This window comes from Pseudomonas bharatica CSV86, from assembly GCF_000319305.2.
Classification (GTDB): domain Bacteria; phylum Pseudomonadota; class Gammaproteobacteria; order Pseudomonadales; family Pseudomonadaceae; genus Aquipseudomonas; species Aquipseudomonas bharatica.
Window position 1 is genome coordinate 286918 of record NZ_AMWJ02000007.1, and the last position, 17489, is coordinate 304406.

The window sequence follows — 17489 nt, forward strand, 5'->3', positions numbered from 1 at the left end:
GGCCGATTGTAACAGCAGCTTGCCACAGCTGCTTATGCTGAATTGCTGAGGCAAAAGATCGAAAAGTTCGATGGTGGATGACCTAGCGCACAGGCTTTTCGAAGGGGTAAGGCTGCTTCCAGCGCTCGAAAATCGGCTTCAGTGCGCCACTGGGCACGAGTTCGTCCATGCGCTTGTCGAACAGGTCGCGCAACGCCTTGCCTTCGGGCGTATCGCCAAATGCCAGATACAAAGGCAGTTCCGCCACATGGGTACTGCGGAAGTCCTCCGGGTGCTCGGCCTGGGCGTGCACATGGTTGACCTCGGTCTGGGCATCGATATAGAAGTCCACCCGCTCGCGCTCGAGCATCGGCAGGATACCGTCGCGGCGCTGTACTTCGCGGTAGTAGCCGACGTTGGCCAGGTAGCGCTGGTAGTCGTAACCGCGTACCCAGGACAGGCGGAACTGGCCAAGGTTGGCCGGAGTCGGCTGCGGCTTGCGGGCCAGGCCCAGGGCGTAGATATGATCGGAGTCGAAATTCCAACGTGGGTACAGGTTGCCGGACATTTCCTCTTGATAGGAGCCGACCCAGGCATCCGCCTCACCGCGATTCACCAGGCCGATGGCCCGGGTGTAAGGCGCGCTGAGCACCTTGACCTTGACCCCGGCCGGCTCGAACACCCTGCGCAATACATCCCAGGCCACGCCGGTGCCATCGGCGTTGGTGTAGTCCTGCCAGGCCTCGCTGGCCAGACGCACCTCCGCCGGCAGGCCTTCGGCCCGCGCCACGCCCAGCATCCCGGCCAGCATGGCGACCAGCAACAACCACTTGCGCATCGTGCGACTCCCTTTAAACCAGGCTCCAGACCAGCACTTGCATGGCCAGCCAGGCGAAGACCCCGGCCAGCACATCATCGAGCATGATGCCCACGCCGCCATGCACATGCCGGTCGATCCAGCGAATCGGCCATGGCTTGAGGATGTCGAAGAAGCGGAACATCAGGAATCCGGCCAGCAGCCACAGCCAGCCTTCCGGCACCAGCCAGAGGGTGATCCACATGCCGACCATCTCGTCCCAGACGATACCTTCATGGTCGTGGACCTTGAGGTCATCGGCCACCTTGCCGCACAGCCAGAAGCCGAACAGCATGGTCAGGCCGAGCATCAGCCAGTAGCCCCAGTCCGGAAGCATCTGCCACAGCGGCACGAACGGCAGCGCCACCAGCGAGCCCCAGGTTCCAGGGGCCTTGGGCATGGTGCCCGAGCCGAAGCCGAAAGCCAGGAAATGCCACGGATTGCGCCAGACCGAAGGCGGAACGTTTTCCGCTGGCACCTGGTTGGGGTGGTCGGTCACGGTGTCTCCCTAAAATGTTGATAGCCGCGCACGGCAGGAGTGATATCGCGGCCCTGGGCATCGTGCAGGCTGACGCCGCTGCCGGCCTCGACCCGACCCACCACGTGCACTGGCCAGCCCTCGGCCAGCAGACCGGGCAGCTCGGCAGGCGGCAGGGTGAAGGCGATCACGTAGTCGTCTCCACCGGTCAGCGCCGCCTGTCGTGCCCCCTCGAGACCGAGAAACGCGGTCAGCGCCTCACCCAGCGGCAGGCGCTCCACTTCCAGGCGCAAGGCAACGGCGGAAGCCGTGGCGATATGTCCGCAATCGGCCAGCAGACCATCGGATACGTCCAAGGCCGCCGTGGCCTTGCCACGCAGTGCCTGGCCCAGCGCAATCTGCGGCGAAGGCGACCAATACTGGGACAGTAGCGGTTCGGCCCGGGTTGCATCGGCCTGACGTTCACCCAGCACCAGGGGCAAGGCGCCGGCGGCATTGCCCAGCTCGCCACCGACGCAGACCAGGTCACCGACCTGCGCACCGCCCCGGGTCAGCGCCTGCCCGGCAGGCACGCGACCGAGCACGGTCATGGTCAGGCTCAGGGGGCGCGGGTGGTGTCGCCGCCGACCAGGGTCAGGCCGCACTGCCGGGCCATCCGGCTGAGGCCGCGGGCGTAGTCGCGCAGCCAGTCCGGATCGGTCTCGGCCAGGGTCAGGGCCAGGGTGAAGGCCAGCGGCGTGGCGCCCATGGCAGCCAGGTCGCTGGCGGCGACCGCCAGCGAGCGCTGGCCGAGCAGGAAAGGATCGCTGACGACAGGGAAATGCACCCCGGCCACCAGCGTGTCGGTGGAGATCGCCAGCTGTTCGCCGGGCCCCGGCGCCAGCAGCGCGCAATCGTCACCGATGCCCAGGGCGATACCTTCGCCGCCCTGCGCACAGGGCGCGGCGGCGAAGAACTGGCGGATCAGCTCGAACTCACCCATGGACAGGCAGCGCCACGATCAGCGCTTGAACGCCTTCACTTCGGCTTCGCGAAGCACGGGTGCAAGCTTGTCGAGAACACCGTTGACGAACTTGTGGCCGTCGGTGGAACCGAAGACCTTGGCCAGTTCGATGCCCTCGTTGATCACCACGCGGTACGGCACGTCGTGGCGCACCAGCAGTTCCCAGCCGGACAGGCGCAGCACGGACAGCTCGACCGGGTCGAGTTCTTCCAGGGCCATGTCCAGGCAAGGCTTGAGGGCGTTGTCGATTTCGGTCTTCTTGGCCGGCACCCCGTGAAGGATCTCGCGGAAGTAGGCACCGTCGACATCGCTGAAATCGTTATCGACCCGGAACTGCGCTTCGATCTCGTTCAGCGAATGCTGGGCCATGTGCCACTGGTAAAGGGCCTGGGTCGCGAGCTTGCGGGCTTCGCGACGCTTGGCGCTTTTCGAGGGTTTGCCGGCATCGGCGGGTTTCGGATCGCGCGGGTTGAAACGATCGCTTTCGTCGCTAATCACTTGGCCTCCAGCTGCGCCAGCAGACTGACCATTTCCAGAGCGGACAGCGCGGCTTCGGCGCCCTTGTTGCCGGCCTTGGTGCCGGAACGCTCGATGGCCTGCTCGATGGAATCGACGGTCAGCACACCGAAGGCGACAGGAATACCGAACTCCATGGACACCTGGGCCAGGCCCTTGGTGCATTCGCCCGCAACGTATTCGAAGTGCGGAGTACCGCCACGGATCACGGCGCCCAGGGCGATGATCGCGGAGTACTCACCCTGTTGGGCGACCTTCTGCGTGACCAGGGGGATTTCGAACGCGCCCGGGGCACGGATGATGGTGATGTCGCTTTCGCTCACGCCATGACGAACCAGGGCGTCAACGGCACCGCTCACCAGGCTTTCGACGACGAAGCTGTTGAAGCGGCCAACCACCAAAGCGTAGCGACCTTTGGGGGCAATGAAGGTACCTTCGATGGTCTTCAGGGACATTGCGGGATTCTCATCTTAAAGAGCCAGGCCGCAAGAACGCGGCCTGTGGGAGTTTTGGTCACGAACGGGCAACGGTCAAACACCGTCGGCTCATTCGGAGGGCACGTATTCTACAACTTCCAGATCGAATCCGGATATCGCATTGAACTTCATCGGCGAACTCATCAGGCGCATCTTGCGCACACCGAGGTCGCGCAGGATCTGCGAACCGGCACCGACGGTGCTGTAGGTGGTCGGCGCCTTGGTCGGAGCATCGCCCGCACTTTCGCGGATATGCGCCAGCAGCACATCACCGTCCAGCGGATGACCGAGCAGCAGCACCACGCCGCTGCCGGCCTCGGCCACGGCGGCCATGGCCGCGCGCAGGCTCCAGCGGCCCGGCTGCTTGACCAGCAGCAGGTCGCGCAGCGGGTCCATGTTGTGTACGCGTACCAGGGTCGGCTCTTCCGCGCAGATCTTGCCCAGGGTCAGGGCCATGTGCACGTCGCCTTCCACCGCGTCACGGTAGGTGACCAGGTTGAATTCGCCCAGCTCGCTCTCGATCGGCTGCTCGGAAATCCGCTGGATGGTGCGCTCGTGGATCATGCGGTAGTGGATCAGGTCGGCAATGGTGCCGATCTTCAGGCCGTGCTCGGCGGCGAAGACTTCCAGCTCGGGACGGCGCGACATGGTGCCGTCGTCGTTCATCACCTCGCAGATAACCCCGCTGGGCTCGAAGCCGGCCATGCGCGCCAGGTCGCAGGCGGCCTCGGTGTGCCCGGCGCGCGCCAGGGTACCGCCGGGCTGGGCCATCAGCGGGAAGATATGACCGGGGCTGACGATATCCTCGGCCTTGGCGTCCTTGGCGGCGGCAGCCTGTACGGTGCGGGCGCGGTCGGCGGCGGAGATGCCGGTGGTGACGCCCTCGGCGGCTTCGATCGAGACGGTGAACTTGGTGCCGAAGCCGGAACCGTTGCGCGGCGCCATCAGCGGCAGCTTCAAGGTTTCGCAGCGTTCGCGGGTCATCGGCATGCAGATCAGGCCGCGGGCGTGCTTGGCCATGAAGTTGATGTGCTCGGGCAGGCAGCACTCGGCTGCCATGATGATGTCGCCTTCGTTTTCGCGGTCTTCGTCATCCATCAGGATGACCATTTTGCCCTGGCGGATGTCTTCGACCAGTTCTTCGATGGTGTTGAGCGCCACGCGGCACCCCCTTCTCAATTCAGGATTTCAGGTAGCCGTTGGCGGCCAGGAAGCTTTCGGTAATGCCGCTGCCTTTGCTCGGCTCGGCGGCTTTGTCACCCAGGAGCAGGCGCTCCAGGTAACGGGCAAGCAGGTCGACCTCGAGGTTGATCCGACGACCCGGGCGGTAGTCGGCCATGATGGTTTCGGCCAGGGTGTGCGGGACGATGGTCAGCTCGAATTCGGCGCCATCGACTTCATTGACCGTCAGGCTGGTGCCATCGACGGTGATCGAGCCCTTATGGGCGATGTACTTGGCCAACTCCTTGGGCGCACGCACGCGGAACTGGATGGCGCGGGCGTTATCGGCGCGGGAGATGATCTCGCCGACGCCGTCGACATGACCGCTGACCAGGTGACCGCCGAGACGGCTGCTCGGGGTCAGGGCCTTTTCCAGGTTGACCCGGCTGCCGGCCTTCAGGTCGGAGAAGGCGGTGCAGTCCAGGGTTTCCCGGCTGACGTCGGCCCAGAAGCCGTCGCCCGGCAATTCCACGGCGGTCAGGCAGACGCCGTTGACGGCGATGCTGTCGCCGAGCTTGACGTCGCTCAGGTCGAGCTTGGCGGTTTCGACATGGACACGCACATCGCCGCCCTTGGGAGTGATGGCGCGGATGCTGCCGATGGATTCGATGATGCCGGTGAACATGGGGTCCTCCTCGGAGACCAGGGCCGCGCCAGGCGCAAGCCGCGAATTATACGCCTGGGGCAGGCGCGGGGACGGCAGTGACTCGCCAGTCATCGCCAACCGCGCGCATTTCGATGATTTTCAGGGCCGGTGCCTCGCTCATCCGCGCCAGCGGCCAGTCGAGCAGCGGACGCGCGGTGGAGCCAAGGAACCTGCCAGCGATGAACAGCTGGTATTCGTCGATCAGGCCAAGCCGGGCGAACGCGCCGGCGAGACCGGGGCCGGCTTCCACCAGCACCTCGTTGATATCGCGGCGGGCCAGTTCCACCAGCAACTGGCGCAGGTCGACCTGGCCGTTCTCGCCAGGTATGCGCAGCAGTTGGTGGCCGGCGGCGGCATAGCGCGGATCGTCTTCGGCGGCGGTGACCACCAGCGCCGCGCCGGCCTGGAAGAACGGCGCGTCCAGCGGCAGGCGCAGCCGGCCATCGATCAGCACGCGCAGTGGCGGACGCGCCAATGCCAGGGCGGTGGTCTCGGGATCCAGGCCCAGTTCATCGCCGCGTACGGTCATCCGTGCGTTGTCGGCGATCACGCTGGCGGCACTGGTCAGGACCACACTGGAGCGGGCGCGCAGGCGTTGCACGGCAGAGCGCGCCGCCGGGCCGGTGATCCACTGGCTTTCGCCGCTGGCCATGGCGGTGCGACCATCCAGGCTCATCGCCAGCTTGACCCTGACGAACGGCAGGCGATGCTCCATGCGCTTGAGGAAACCGGGGTTGAGCGCCCGGGCTTCGGCTTCGAGCACACCGCTGGCGACTTCGATACCGGCGTCGGCCAGACGCTTGAGGCCATTGCCAGCGACCTGCGGATTGGGGTCCTGCATCGCCGCGACCACCCGGCTCACCCCGGCGTTGACCAGCGCTTCGGCGCAAGGCGGCGTGCGTCCGTGGTGGCTGCAGGGCTCCAGGGTCACGTAGGCACAGGCACCGCGCGCCAGCTCGCCGGCCTCGCGCAAGGCGTGGACTTCGGCATGGGGTTCGCCGGCACGCACATGCCAGCCCTCACCGACGATGCGCCCGTCACGCACGATCACGCAGCCTACCCGCGGATTCGGATGGGTCGAGTACAGGCCCTTGCGCGCCAGCTCCAGCGCGCGGGCCATGTAGTGAGCGTCGAGCACGGCGCGTTCTGTGGACATGTTCACTCTTTGGACGGCTCTCGGGCCAGGCGGTCGATCTCTTCGCGGAACTCGTCGAGGTCCTGGAAGCGTCGATACACGGAAGCGAAGCGGATATACGCCACTTCATCGAGCTTTTGCAGTTCGGCCATGACCAGCTCACCGACCACCAGCGACTTGACCTCGCGCTCGCCCTTGGCCCGCAGCTTGTGCTTGATGTGGGCCAGTGCGGCTTCCAGGCGCTCGACGCTGACCGGACGCTTTTCCAGCGCGCGCTGCATGCCGGCGCGCAGCTTGTCTTCGTCGAAGGGTTGGCGGGTACCGTCCTGCTTGATCAGGCGCGGCAAGACCAGTTCGGCGGTCTCGAAGGTGGTGAATCGCTCGCCGCAGGCCACGCATTCGCGGCGGCGGCGTACTTGCTCGCCCTCGGCGACCAATCGCGAGTCGATGACTTTGGTGTCGTTGGCACCGCAGAAGGGACAGTGCATGGTGGCAGGCAACAAAAAAAGGGAGGGCCATGGTAGCGCATCCGACTGGCAAGACAAGCCAAAGGGGTTACCATCCAGTGAGGAAATACGCCCCCTAAGGAATTTATCCATGTCGTTTCGAGCGCTCGCCGTGCTCGGTTTCGCCACCCTGCTGACCGCCTGCAGCAGCGAAACCCCCAAGCCAGTACCGCCCCAGGCCCCGGCCAAGCCCGTGGCCAGGCATGTCCATGTGCCGACGCCGCTGCCTGCCTACCAGCGCGAACTGAGCGGCAGCTTCACCAATATTCCCCGGGGCGCCGAGGTCGAGGTCGCCCTGCTGGTGATCGACGAGCGCGGCCGCCCGCAGCGCCTGCTGGCCAGCGATACCTACGACGGTACCGGCCAGGCCCTGCCGTTCCAGTTGCGCTTCAATCCGGAGGTCTTTCCAGCCGGTGGGCGGGTGGAGTTGCGTGCCCGCGCCAGCCAGTCCGGACAACTGATCCTGCACCTCAAGCCGGTCAGCGTGCCCCATGCCGAAACCCAGGCCTTCGGCCCGCTGCAACTGGAAAAGGCGCCCTAGATGGCGCCCGTTCAACTGCAGGCCGCGTTGAGCGGGTTGCTGGGCGATGCGCGCCTGGTGGCCAGCGAATTGCCGGACTGCCCGCTGAAACTCTGGTTGATCGACGCCGATAACATGGATCGCGCCTTCAGCCCCGAGGAAACCCGGCGCATTCTCGACGAGCCGCCATACTGGAGTTTCTGCTGGGCCAGCGGCCTGGCCATGGCCCGCTACCTGGCCGAGCGCCCGGAGTGGGTCGCGGGCAAGCGGGTCCTGGATTTTGGCGCCGGATCCGGGATTGCCGGGATCGCGGCGGCGAAGGCCGGTGCCCTGGAAGTGGTTGCCTGCGACCTCGATCCGCTGGCGCTGCAGGCCAGCCGGGCGAACGCGGAACTCAATGAGGTGCAGCTGAGCTATTCCAGCGACTTCTTCGCCGAGGACGATCGCTTCGACCTGATCCTGGTCGCCGACGTGCTCTACGATCGTGCCAACCTGCCGCTGCTCGACCAGTTCCTCAGCCGTGGCCGGCAGGCCCTGGTAGCCGACTCGCGGGTGCGCGACTTCCAGCATCCGCTCTACCGCCGGCTCGATACCCTGCATGCCCTGACCCTGCCGGACCTGGCCGAGCCCCACGAGTTTCGCCAGGTGAGCCTGTACCACGCCAGCCGCGGGGCCTTATAGTGGCGTCATTCATGCGTTCGCGAGAGTCGAGATGAGTCAGGAATCGCCGTACATTTTCGATACCACCGTTGCCAACTTCGATCAGGTGGTGATCGCCAACTCCCATCACAAGCCGGTGCTGGTGGACTTCTGGGCCGACTGGTGCGCGCCGTGCAAGGCGTTGATGCCGATGCTGGCGAAGATTACCGAGGAGTACCAGGGCGAACTGCTGCTAGCCAAGGTCAACTGCGATATCGAACAGGACATCGTCGCCCGCTTCGGTATCCGCAGCCTGCCTACCGTGGTGCTGTTCAAGGATGGCCAGCCGGTGGACGGCTTCGCCGGTGCCCAGCCGGAATCGGCGGTGCGCGCCATGCTCGAACCCCATGTGCAACTGCCCGCACCGGCCGCGGCCGATCCGCTGGAGCTGGCCCAGGCGCTGTTCAACGACGGGCGCTACAGCGAGGCTGAAGCCGCGCTCAAGGCACTGCTGGCCGAGGACAACAGCAACGCCGCAGCGCTGATCCTCTATGCCCGCTGCCTGGCCGAACGTGGCGAGCTGGTGGAAGCGCAGACCGTGCTGGACGCCGTAAAGAGCGACGAGCACAAGGCAGCGTTGGCCGGCGCCAAGGCCCAGTTGACCTTCCTGCGCCAGGCCAGGGACCTGCCGGAAGTGGCCGAACTGAAATCGCGCCTGGCGCAGAATGCCGAGGATGACGAGGCGGCTTACCAGTTGAGTATCCAGCAACTGTCGCGCCAGCAGTACGAGGCGGCGCTGGAAGGCCTGCTGAAGCTGTTCAAGCGCAACCGCGGGTACGAAGGCGGCTTGCCGCACAAGACCTTGCTGCAGGTCTTCGAGCTGCTGGGCAATGACCACCCGCTGGTGGGGACCTACCGGCGCAAGTTGTTCGCAGCACTCTACTGAGTCAGTTCCGGCCCTATCGCTGGCAAGCCAGCTCCCACACGGACCTGTGGGAGCTGGCTTGCCAGCGATAGGGCCCGAAAGAGTACCTAGCCGATCCAGTGATACACCGGCGCATCCGCCCCGCTTTCCACCTTCACCTCGGCACTGTGCCGCAGCCGCACCAGCAGGCGCTTGCCCGCCGCCGTGCTCCCGGCCAGGCCTTCAAGCAACTCCAGCAACGCCGGCCCCTGCATTTCCCCCGCCTTGCGCAGCAGTTCCTTCGCCGCCAGCCATAGAGTGTCATCCGGCCGCGCCTGCGCTACCGGCGCTGCACTGCTGACCGGCGTCGCCGCCGGCTCGCCCGCCCGCGCCAGGCTAGCCCATTCCTCCGGCCCCAGCTCGATGGTCAGATCCACCGGCCATTCGCCGATATGTCCTCGAATTCGCACGTCGCGTCCTCCGTTTTCAGGCGGCCATGCTCCCATGCCGGTCGAAGAACGCCAAGGGAGACTGGCGAGCGGATTCTACTTTGTTATAACATTTCAAAATCTTTCCAAGCCCTCCCCGGAGTTCCGCCCATGCGTCGCCTGCTGCTTGCCTTGCCTTTCGCGCTGCTGCCCCTGGCCTTCACCGCCTACGCGCATTCCGACCACGATCATGATCATGAGCACGACCACGCCCATGGCACACTGGGCGCCCACGAACATGGTGTCGCCCACCTGAACGCCGTGCTTGACGGCAATACCCTGGAACTGGAACTGGAAAGCCCGGCGATGAACCTGGTGGGCTTCGAGCATGCGGCCCAGAGCGATGCCGACAAGGCCAAGGTGGCCGCCGTGCGTGCCCAACTGGAACAACCACTGAAACTGTTCGGCCTGACCGCCGCTGCCAATTGCAGGGACAGCGACCAGGAACTGCAAAGCCCGCTGTTCGGCGATGCCCCGGTCAAGGATGACGACGGTGATGGCGACGAGCATGAGCACGGCCACAGCGATATCCACGCCCACTACCGCTTCGAATGTGCCAAGCCGGATGCCTTGCGGAGCCTGGACCTGGCCCCGCTGTTCAAGACCTACCCTTCGACCCAGAAGATCCAGGTCCAGTTGATCGGGCCAAGTGGCCAGAAAGGTGTCGAAGCCACGCCGGCAAACGCTACGATCAACTTCTAAGCCACCTATCCAGTGAAGCGCCCGGGGCAACCCGGGCGTCGATTTATGAGCCAGGCACTGATTGAACTGACCGACCTGGGCTTCGCCTGGCCGGGCCAACCACCGCTGCTGGACATCCCGGCGCTGCGCCTCGACGCCGGTGAATCGCTGTTCCTCAAGGGCCCCAGCGGCAGCGGCAAGACCACCCTGCTGGGCCTGCTCGGCGGTGTGCAGAAAGCCGACCGCGGCAGCATCCGCCTGCTCGGCCAGGACCTTGGCGAACTGAGCCAGAGCGCCCGCGACCGTTTCCGCGTCGACCACACCGGCTACATCTTCCAGCAGTTCAACCTGCTGCCGTTCCTGTCGGTGCGGGAGAACGTCGAGCTGCCTTGTCGTTTTTCCAGGACGCGCGCCGAACGTGCTGCTCAACGCCATGGCAGCGTCGCCGAAGCCGCCAGCGTGCTGCTTGCCCACCTCGGCCTGAAGGACCCGACCCTGCTCGCCCGTCGCGCCGACAGCCTGTCCATCGGCCAACAGCAACGCGTTGCTGCAGCCCGGGCGTTGATCGGCCAGCCGGAGCTGGTGATCGCCGACGAGCCCACCTCGGCCCTCGACGCCGATACCCGCGAGGCCTTCATCCGCTTGCTGTTCGCCGAATGCCGCGACGCCGGCTCCAGCCTCTTGTTCGTTAGCCATGACCAAAGCCTGGCGCCGCTGTTCGACTGCCAGTCGTCCCTTGCCGAACTCAACCGCGCGGCCCGCCCTGCCAGCGATACGGAGGTCTGATGTACCTGCTCCGCCTTGCCCTGGCCAGCCTGGCCAACCGCCGTTTCACCGCTTTTCTCACCGCCTTCGCCATTGCCCTGTCGGTGTGCCTGCTGCTGGCCGTGGAACGGGTCCGAACCGAAGCCCGCGCCAGCTTCGCCAGCACCATCAGCGGTACCGACCTGATCGTCGGCGCCCGCTCCGGCTCGGTGAACCTGCTGCTGTATTCGGTCTTCCGCATCGGCAACGCCACCAACAACATTCGCTGGGACAGCTTCGAACACTATGCCAACGACCGTCGGGTGAAGTGGGCGATCCCGATTTCCTTGGGCGATTCGCACCGCGGATACCGGGTGATGGGCACGACCCAGGCGTACTTCGAGCACTACCAGTACGGCCATCGGCAGAACCTGGAACTGAGCCAGGGCCGGGCGTTTGCCAGCGATCCATTCGAGGTGGTGCTGGGCGCCGAGGTTGCCGAAGCCCTGCATTACAAGCTCGGCGACAAGCTGGTGCTGGCCCATGGAGTGGCCGCCATCAGCCTGGTCAAGCATGACGACAAGCCCTTCACCGTGGTCGGCGTGCTCAAGCGCACCGGCACCCCGGTAGACCGCACCTTGCACATCAGCCTGGGTGGCATGGAGGCGATCCATATCGACTGGCACAACGGTGTGCCGGCGCGTGGCAACGGGCGTATCAGCGCCGACCAGGCGCGCAACATGGACCTGACGCCGACGGCGATAACCGCCTTCATGCTCGGCCTCAACAGCAAGGTGGCGACCTTCTCGCTGCAACGGGAAATCAACGAGTTCCGCAGCGAGCCGCTGCTGGCGATCCTGCCCGGCGTCGCCCTACAGGAACTGTGGAGCCTGATGGGCACGGCGGAGCAGGCGCTGTTCGTGGTATCGCTGTTCGTGGTGCTGACCGGGCTGATCGGCATGCTCACGGCCATCCTTACCAGCCTCAACGAGCGCCGCCGGGAAATGGCCATTCTGCGCTCGGTAGGCGCACGACCGTGGCACATCGCCGGGCTGCTGGTGCTGGAGGCCTTTGCCCTGGCCCTGGCCGGGATCGGCGCAGGGCTGGGACTTCTGTACCTGGGCATCGCCGCAGCCCAGGGTTACGTGCAGGCCAACTATGGGTTATACCTGCCGCTGGCCCTGCCGAGCAGCCACGAATGGACCCTGCTGGCGATCATCCTCGGCGCTGCGCTGCTGATGGGCAGCATCCCCGCGTGGCGGGCCTATCGACAGTCGCTGGCCGATGGCCTGTCCATTCATCTGTGAGTATCCGTGGAATGCGCCGTGCCCTGTTGTTGTTGCTGTTTTGCGCCCTGCCCGCCTGGGCCGGTGAGCCCCGGACCCTGGAATGGCCGCAGTTGATTCCCCCCGGCGCGCCGGTGATCGAGCCGCAACTGGCACCGCTGCACAACCTGTCGCAACTCTCCAACCTGGGTGACGCGCTGGCGGCCGAAGCGGCGCCGGCGGCGCACCAGCAGGTGCCGGACGCGCCGGTGGTCAAGGAACTCGACGGCCAGCAGGTCAAGCTGCCGGGCTATATCGTGCCGCTGGAAGTCGGTGAGGACGGGCGCACCACGGAGTTTCTCCTGGTGCCGTACTACGGCGCCTGCATCCATGTCCCTCCGCCACCGTCGAACCAGATCGTGCATGTGGTCAGCGAGATCGGCATCAAGGTCGAGGAGCTGTACCAGCCCTACTGGATCGAAGGGCCCATGCGTGTCCAGTCGTCGTCCAGCGAGCTGGCCGAGGCCGGATATCAGATGGAAGCCGAGAAAATCTACGCTTACGAACTACAATGAATGGCCGCGCCACAACGCCTTCGCTTTCATTGAGCTGAATCAAGTATCGCCCCGTGGCAGCTCCTTAACATTGGAACCATCGAATCCAAATGTCCCCTGGGAGCTTCCATGAACAAGTCCTTGCTCGGCGCCTCGCTGATCGCCCTCGCGCTAGCAGCGCCTGCCGCCTACGCCCACAAGGCCGGTGATTTCATCGTCCGCGCCGGTGCAGCCACCGTCGCCCCGAACGAAGACAGCGGCAACCTGAAACTCGACGGCGTAAAGGTCGCCGGCACCAAGGCAACCGTGGACAGCGACACCCAGCTGGGCCTGGCCTTCGCCTACATGGTCACCGACCACGTCGGTATCGAACTGCTGGCCGCCACCCCGTTCCAGCACCAGGTGAACGTGAAAGGCCTCGGCCCTGCCCTCGATGGCAAGCTGGCCGACATCAAGCACCTGCCACCCACCCTGTCGGTCCAGTACTACCCGATGGATGCCGGCTCGAAGTTCCAGCCTTACGCCGGTATCGGCCTGAACTACACCCTGTTCTTCAACGAAGACCTGACCAGCGAACGCAAGGACCAGGGCTTCAGCAACATGAAAATGAAAAACTCCGTGGGCCTCGCCGGCCAGTTGGGCATGGACTACATGATCAACGACAACCTGCTGGTCAACGCCTCGGTCTGGTACGTGGATATCAACACCGAAGCCAGCATCGACGGGCCGAGCGCACTGGGCGTGGGCAAGACCAAGGTCGATGTGGATATCGATCCATGGGTCTACATGGTGGGTATCGGCTACAAATTCTGAATGCAAAAAAGGGCCGCGCAAGCGGCCCTTTTTTTATGGCGGCCTTCAGGGCCTCATCGCTGGCAAGCCAGCTCCCACAGGGGCCTGAGCTGGCTGATACGGCATTCAGCGGCCCAGCAGTCGGCTCAGGCCCACCGCCAATGGCGTGACCTCAGGCAACCCGAACCGCTCCAGCAGCCGGCGGTTATCCGCCCGCGAGTGGCGAATATCGCCGCTGCGCGCTACCCCGTAACTCACTGCCGGCAAGTCTCCCAGCACACTGCGCAATGCCTCCAGCAACTGGTTCAACGACGTCGCCTGGTTCAGGCCGATATTCACCGCCCCCTCTTCCACCCGTGGCATTTCCAGCGCTTGCACCATCACCGCGACCAGGTCGGAGACATAGAGGAAATCCCGGGTCTGCTCGCCATCGCCGAACACGGTGATCGGCGTGCCGCTCAGCGCGCGCTCGCAGAAGATGCTGATCACCCCGGAGTAAGGCGAGGACGGATCCTGGCGCGGGCCGAAGATATTGAAGAAGCGGAATACCACGGGCTCCAGGCCATGCTGGCGACGGTAGAAATCCAGGTACTGCTCGCTGGCAAGCTTGTCCGAGGCGTAGGGTGTCAGCGGTGCCTTGGCAATGTCCTCGCTGATCGACTCGCCTTCACCATTGTTGCCGTAGACCGCCGCGCTGGAAGCGAACAGCACGCGCTTGACGCCGGCCAGGCGCATCGCCTCGCAGACATTCAACGTGCCGATGAAATTGCTCTGGTGGGTCTTCACCGGATCATCCACCGAGGCCTGTACCGAGGCCACCGCCGCCAGGTGCACCACGGCCCGACAGCCTTCGACAGCGCGCTTGACCAGCTCTGCATCGGCGACGTCGCCTTCGATCAGTTGCAGCCCGGGGTGGCCGAGTTGCAGGTTGTCACGCTTGCCGGTGGACAGGTCATCCAGCACACGCACCGAATGGCCCTTCTGCAGCAGGGCGTCACACAGGTGGGAACCGATGAAGCCAGCGCCACCGGTAATCAGAATGGGGGCATCAGCCATGACGATAGAATCGATCCAGTAAGGTCGGCAGGCCGGAGCGCCAGGCACGCGGCTTGATGCCGAAGGTGTGAAGGATTTTCTTGCAGGCCAGCACCGCGTGTTGCGGTTCTTCGGCAGCATCGGGACGCGCGGCGTGGGCCTGGGCGGTGGGGGCCTCGACCGCGAGCTGGCGCAATTGCGAGGCTTCGCCGAGGATCGCCTGACCCAGCGCCAGCGGCGTGGTCGCCTCGTTGCCGGCGTAGTGGTAGGTACCCCATAGCGGCGCGGCGCAATCCAGTTGCTTGAGGACCGAGAGAATGACCCGGGCGGCATCGTCCACCGGGGTCGGGTTACCCCGCCGATCGTCGGCCAGGAACAGCTCGTTGGCAGTTTCCGCCCGGGTCAGGAAGCGCCCGAGGATACCGTCGGGGCTATCGTCCAGCACCCAGCCGAAGCGCAGCAGTACATGCTGCGGACAGATGGCCCGCACGCTCTGCTCGATGCGCCACAGCGCCTGGCCACGCAGGCCCAAGGGCACCGGCTCGTCCTTTTCGCTGTAGGCCGTCGCGCGCGAGCCATCGAACACCCGGTAACTGGACGGTTGAACGAGAATGATGTTGTGGTGCTGGCACAGCTCGGCGAGCCGCTCTACCGAGCGCTCCTGGGAGGCCAGGCGCTGCTCGCTGACCGATTCGGCCTGGAACCAGTCGAAGTAGTAGGCCAGGTTGACCAGGGCGTCGGGCCGGGTGTCATCGAGCAACTGGGTCAGGCTCGCAGCATCCCAGCCCTGTTCGGGCGGGCGTGGCGCGAGAAAGCCGATGTCCTCCTCGGCCCCGAGACGAATCAGCGCTTGCCCAAGGGCATTTCCACCACCCAACAGCATCAGGCGCATTCGCATAGGTTCAGCAGGTCCGCTCAGGTTGATTGAAGGCAAGCACGTAGTTTGCGGTTTCCGCCGAGGGAAGTCCAACCGCCCGAGTCCACGAAATGTTTAGCCGCGCAGGTCAAGCAGGGCGGTTTCCCACACTCTCAAATAGGAATCCGCTTACACCGGCAAAAGAACCAACTGACTTCGGCGACCGAAAAAACCACCTTCAATATCTACCTTGCCGGCTACCTGTTGCGCAGTCAGGAGCCATCGTGGGGCAAGGACGCCCCGAATCCTCTATTTGCTAAGGAAGGTTGCCCATGAAGGACTGCGAAATCGCCACCCTCACCCTCGATAACGACCAGCTCGACCAACTGCACAAGGCCAGCCTCGACCTTGCCCGCCACGGAGGCCCTCAGGCGCCAGGCGCCGCGCTCAAGGCGCGCTTGTGGGCACGTTTGCTGGAAGCCAGCCTGCAACCGGTGCAGCAGGCCACGGTGAACCTGTTTGCCGACGGTAAGCTCGCCGCTTTGCTGTTCGCCCGCTTGCGCGCGCCCAAGGACGACCCGCTGCCTGAGCGGCTGCCGGAACTGGCGGCGCTGGAGCAGGACTTCACCTGCCTGTACCTGGGCTCGCGCAACCAGGTGCTGCTGGAACTGGTACGCCATTGCGCCTTCGCGTTCGATATCGACAACGATGGCAAGCACCTGCGCCTGGTCGGCAACTTCAAGGGCGGCGGGCGCTTGCCGCGCCACGATGAAGACCGCCGCAAGCCGGTGGAGCTCAGTTCCCACGCCGGCCTGCGCCTGGGCCCGCACACCGAGGCGCCCTATCACTGCTCGGTGGTCGCCCGCGACGGACACTCCCCGGCGCCTTCGGCCCTGGTCCTCAGCGCCCGCTGGAACCCGGCCGGCGAGCCAACCCGCATCGTCCCGCTGCGCAGCGTGATCGAAGGGCTGGGCAGCCTTGATGTGCTGGCGTTGAGTTCACGCTCGTTCGACTTCACCCGCAGCGAATGCTTCGTCGATGGTCACGGTGCTGGCGGCGCAGCCACCTCCATCATCGACTTCGACGAGCAAGGTGGTTTTAGCGTGCGCTACAACGCCTACCGCTTTTCCCTCAACGAGCAAGCCAGCGATGCCGCCGCCCGGGCCTTCGACGCCTTCCAGTCGCGCCTGGCACAGACCCGGCCGGTGGATTTCGTGCTGCAGCCGGACACCGTGCTGCTGGTCAACAACACGCGCGCCCTGCATGGCCGCGAATCGTTGTGCGACAACCGTCGCCTGCTGATACGGCTGTTCGGTTATTCGCGCTTCGCCCGCCCGCTGATCCTCAAGCAAGACCCGCTGCTGGTGCGCGGTTGATAGCCCTGGAGTAACCATTCAATGCTGGAAATCGATTTATCCCTGCTACTGATACTCGCCACCGTCGCGCTGCTGGCCGGGTTCTTCGATGCCATCGCCGGAGGCGGTGGGCTGATCACCCTGCCGGTGCTGTTCATCGCCGGCCTCGATCCGCTGGCGGCGCTGGCCACCAACAAGTTCCAGGCCGCCAGCGCCACGGTCTCGGCGACCTGGGCCTTTGCCCGGCGCGGCATGCTGGACTGGAACAGCGGCCTGCCCATGGCCTTGATGGCGTTCGTCGGTGGTGCGCTCGGTGCACTGTCGGTCAGCCTGGTCCCCCATGACTTGTTGCAGGCCGGGGTGCCGGTGCTGCTGATCCTGGTGGCCGCTTACTTCGCCTTCAGTCCGCGCCTGGACGACCAGCAACTGCGCAAGCCACGGATACCGCCGGGCCTGTTCTGCCTGCTGATCGCGCCGCTGCTGGGGTTCTACGACGGCGTGTTCGGCCCGGGGGTCGGTTCGTTCTTCATGCTCGCGTTCATGCTATTGCTGGGCCAGGGCATGCTCCGCTCGGTCGGTAACAGCAAACTGCTTAATGCCGCGTGCAATCTCGGCGCCCTGCTGGTCTTCGCTGCCAGCGGCAAGCTGCTCTGGCCCCTGGCACTGGTGATGGCCCTGTGCGCCATGCTTGGCGCGCAACTGGGGGCACGCTGCGCCGTGCATTTCGGCCCGCGCCTGATCCGCCCGCTGGTGGTGTGCGTGTGCACGGTCATGGCAACCAAGCTGCTGATGGACGTCGGCAATCCGCTGGTGGAATGGGTGGCAGACGAGTGGCCTTGA

Annotated in this window: 21 protein-coding genes and 1 pseudogene; 10 read left to right on the forward strand and 12 right to left on the reverse strand. The window is 65.2% G+C overall.

What is annotated here, in order from left to right; all coding sequences use genetic code 11:
- Nucleotides 1-82: 82 nt before the first annotated feature.
- From CSV86_RS30865 to nrdR, 9 genes and pseudogenes are all read right to left on the reverse strand, one after another.
- Entirely contained in the window at nt 83-817 is a 735-nt protein-coding gene (locus CSV86_RS30865; RefSeq protein ID WP_009397437.1) for a substrate-binding periplasmic protein, read from the reverse strand.
- A gap of 13 nt (nt 818-830) precedes the next feature.
- On the reverse strand, nt 831-1334 hold the full coding sequence (locus tag CSV86_RS30870) for a phosphatidylglycerophosphatase A family protein (protein ID WP_009397438.1): 504 nt from the start codon (nt 1332-1334) through the stop codon (nt 831-833).
- A pseudogene (gene thiL / locus CSV86_RS30875) lies at nt 1331-2295 on the reverse strand (thiamine-phosphate kinase). The gene CSV86_RS30870 and the pseudogene thiL overlap by 4 nt, the downstream one beginning before the upstream one ends.
- Nucleotides 2296-2313: 18 nt before the next feature.
- Nucleotides 2314-2814: a transcription antitermination factor NusB gene (nusB, locus tag CSV86_RS30880; RefSeq protein WP_009397440.1), complete on the reverse strand. Its 501-nt coding sequence runs from the start codon at nt 2812-2814 to the stop codon at nt 2314-2316.
- Nucleotides 2811-3287, reverse strand: coding sequence for a 6,7-dimethyl-8-ribityllumazine synthase (gene ribH / locus CSV86_RS30885; protein ID WP_009397441.1), 477 nt, complete (start codon nt 3285-3287; stop codon nt 2811-2813). The genes nusB and ribH overlap by 4 nt, the downstream gene beginning before the upstream one ends.
- A 90-nt stretch (nt 3288-3377) precedes the next feature.
- Complete coding sequence (gene ribBA / locus CSV86_RS30890; protein WP_009397442.1) at nt 3378-4469, reverse strand: bifunctional 3,4-dihydroxy-2-butanone-4-phosphate synthase/GTP cyclohydrolase II; 1092 nt, start codon at nt 4467-4469, stop codon at nt 3378-3380.
- Between the two features lie 19 nt (nt 4470-4488).
- Entirely contained in the window at nt 4489-5154 is a 666-nt protein-coding gene (locus CSV86_RS30895) for a riboflavin synthase (RefSeq protein ID WP_009397443.1), read from the reverse strand.
- 46 nt (nt 5155-5200) lie between these two features.
- Nucleotides 5201-6331 (reverse strand): bifunctional diaminohydroxyphosphoribosylaminopyrimidine deaminase/5-amino-6-(5-phosphoribosylamino)uracil reductase RibD, encoded by a 1131-nt coding sequence (ribD, locus tag CSV86_RS30900; RefSeq protein ID WP_009397444.1) that lies wholly within the window; start codon nt 6329-6331, stop codon nt 5201-5203.
- 2 nt (nt 6332-6333) lie between these two features.
- Entirely contained in the window at nt 6334-6798 is a 465-nt protein-coding gene (gene nrdR, locus CSV86_RS30905; RefSeq protein WP_009397445.1) for a transcriptional regulator NrdR, read from the reverse strand.
- Nucleotides 6799-6907: 109 nt separating this feature from the next.
- Between nrdR and CSV86_RS30910 the strand changes: the two genes are divergently transcribed.
- From CSV86_RS30910 to trxA, 3 genes are read left to right on the forward strand one after another with little or no spacing between them, the layout of a single operon-like run.
- The gene (locus tag CSV86_RS30910; RefSeq protein WP_009397446.1) at nt 6908-7357 is read left to right on the forward strand and encodes a YbaY family lipoprotein; all 450 of its coding nucleotides are present in this window, start codon (nt 6908-6910) and stop codon (nt 7355-7357) included.
- Nucleotides 7358-8017 (forward strand): class I SAM-dependent methyltransferase, encoded by a 660-nt coding sequence (locus CSV86_RS30915; RefSeq protein WP_009397447.1) that lies wholly within the window; start codon nt 7358-7360, stop codon nt 8015-8017.
- A gap of 31 nt (nt 8018-8048) precedes the next feature.
- Nucleotides 8049-8921, forward strand: coding sequence for a thioredoxin (gene trxA, locus CSV86_RS30920; protein WP_009397448.1), 873 nt, complete (start codon nt 8049-8051; stop codon nt 8919-8921).
- 86 nt (nt 8922-9007) lie between these two features.
- Here trxA and CSV86_RS30925 read toward each other — a convergent pair whose 3' ends face one another.
- Nucleotides 9008-9349: a hypothetical protein gene (locus CSV86_RS30925; protein ID WP_009397449.1), complete on the reverse strand. Its 342-nt coding sequence runs from the start codon at nt 9347-9349 to the stop codon at nt 9008-9010.
- A 129-nt stretch (nt 9350-9478) separates the two neighbouring features.
- Between CSV86_RS30925 and CSV86_RS30930 the strand changes: the two genes are divergently transcribed.
- The 5 genes from CSV86_RS30930 to CSV86_RS30950 all read left to right on the forward strand — a co-directional run bounded on the left by CSV86_RS30930 (nt 9479) and on the right by CSV86_RS30950 (nt 13424).
- Nucleotides 9479-10069 (forward strand): DUF2796 domain-containing protein, encoded by a 591-nt coding sequence (locus CSV86_RS30930; RefSeq protein ID WP_009397450.1) that lies wholly within the window; start codon nt 9479-9481, stop codon nt 10067-10069.
- A 45-nt stretch (nt 10070-10114) separates the two neighbouring features.
- Nucleotides 10115-10834 (forward strand): ABC transporter ATP-binding protein, encoded by a 720-nt coding sequence (locus CSV86_RS30935; protein WP_009397451.1) that lies wholly within the window; start codon nt 10115-10117, stop codon nt 10832-10834.
- On the forward strand, nt 10834-12099 hold the full coding sequence (locus tag CSV86_RS30940; protein ID WP_009397452.1) for an ABC transporter permease: 1266 nt from the start codon (nt 10834-10836) through the stop codon (nt 12097-12099). The genes CSV86_RS30935 and CSV86_RS30940 overlap by 1 nt, the downstream gene beginning before the upstream one ends.
- Nucleotides 12100-12110: 11 nt before the next feature.
- A complete protein-coding gene (locus CSV86_RS30945; protein ID WP_009397453.1) occupies nt 12111-12632 on the forward strand; it encodes a DUF3299 domain-containing protein in 522 nt (173 codons plus the stop codon).
- Nucleotides 12633-12740: 108 nt separating this feature from the next.
- Nucleotides 12741-13424: an OmpW/AlkL family protein gene (locus CSV86_RS30950; RefSeq protein WP_009397454.1), complete on the forward strand. Its 684-nt coding sequence runs from the start codon at nt 12741-12743 to the stop codon at nt 13422-13424.
- A gap of 105 nt (nt 13425-13529) precedes the next feature.
- Here the strand turns inward: CSV86_RS30950 and CSV86_RS30955 are convergent, their stop codons facing one another.
- Together CSV86_RS30955 and CSV86_RS30960 are read right to left on the reverse strand one after the other, a co-directional pair.
- On the reverse strand, nt 13530-14459 hold the full coding sequence (locus CSV86_RS30955; protein ID WP_009397455.1) for an NAD-dependent epimerase/dehydratase family protein: 930 nt from the start codon (nt 14457-14459) through the stop codon (nt 13530-13532).
- Nucleotides 14452-15336, reverse strand: coding sequence for a sugar nucleotide-binding protein (locus CSV86_RS30960; protein ID WP_037059704.1), 885 nt, complete (start codon nt 15334-15336; stop codon nt 14452-14454). Before CSV86_RS30960 ends, CSV86_RS30955 begins: the two co-directional genes overlap by 8 nt.
- A 290-nt stretch (nt 15337-15626) precedes the next feature.
- Here CSV86_RS30960 and CSV86_RS30965 point away from each other — a divergent pair, with 290 nt between their 5' ends.
- A complete protein-coding gene (locus CSV86_RS30965; protein ID WP_009397459.1) occupies nt 15627-16670 on the forward strand; it encodes a TauD/TfdA family dioxygenase in 1044 nt (347 codons plus the stop codon).
- Nucleotides 16671-16691: 21 nt separating this feature from the next.
- A complete protein-coding gene (locus tag CSV86_RS30970) occupies nt 16692-17489 on the forward strand; it encodes a TSUP family transporter (RefSeq protein ID WP_009397460.1) in 798 nt (265 codons plus the stop codon).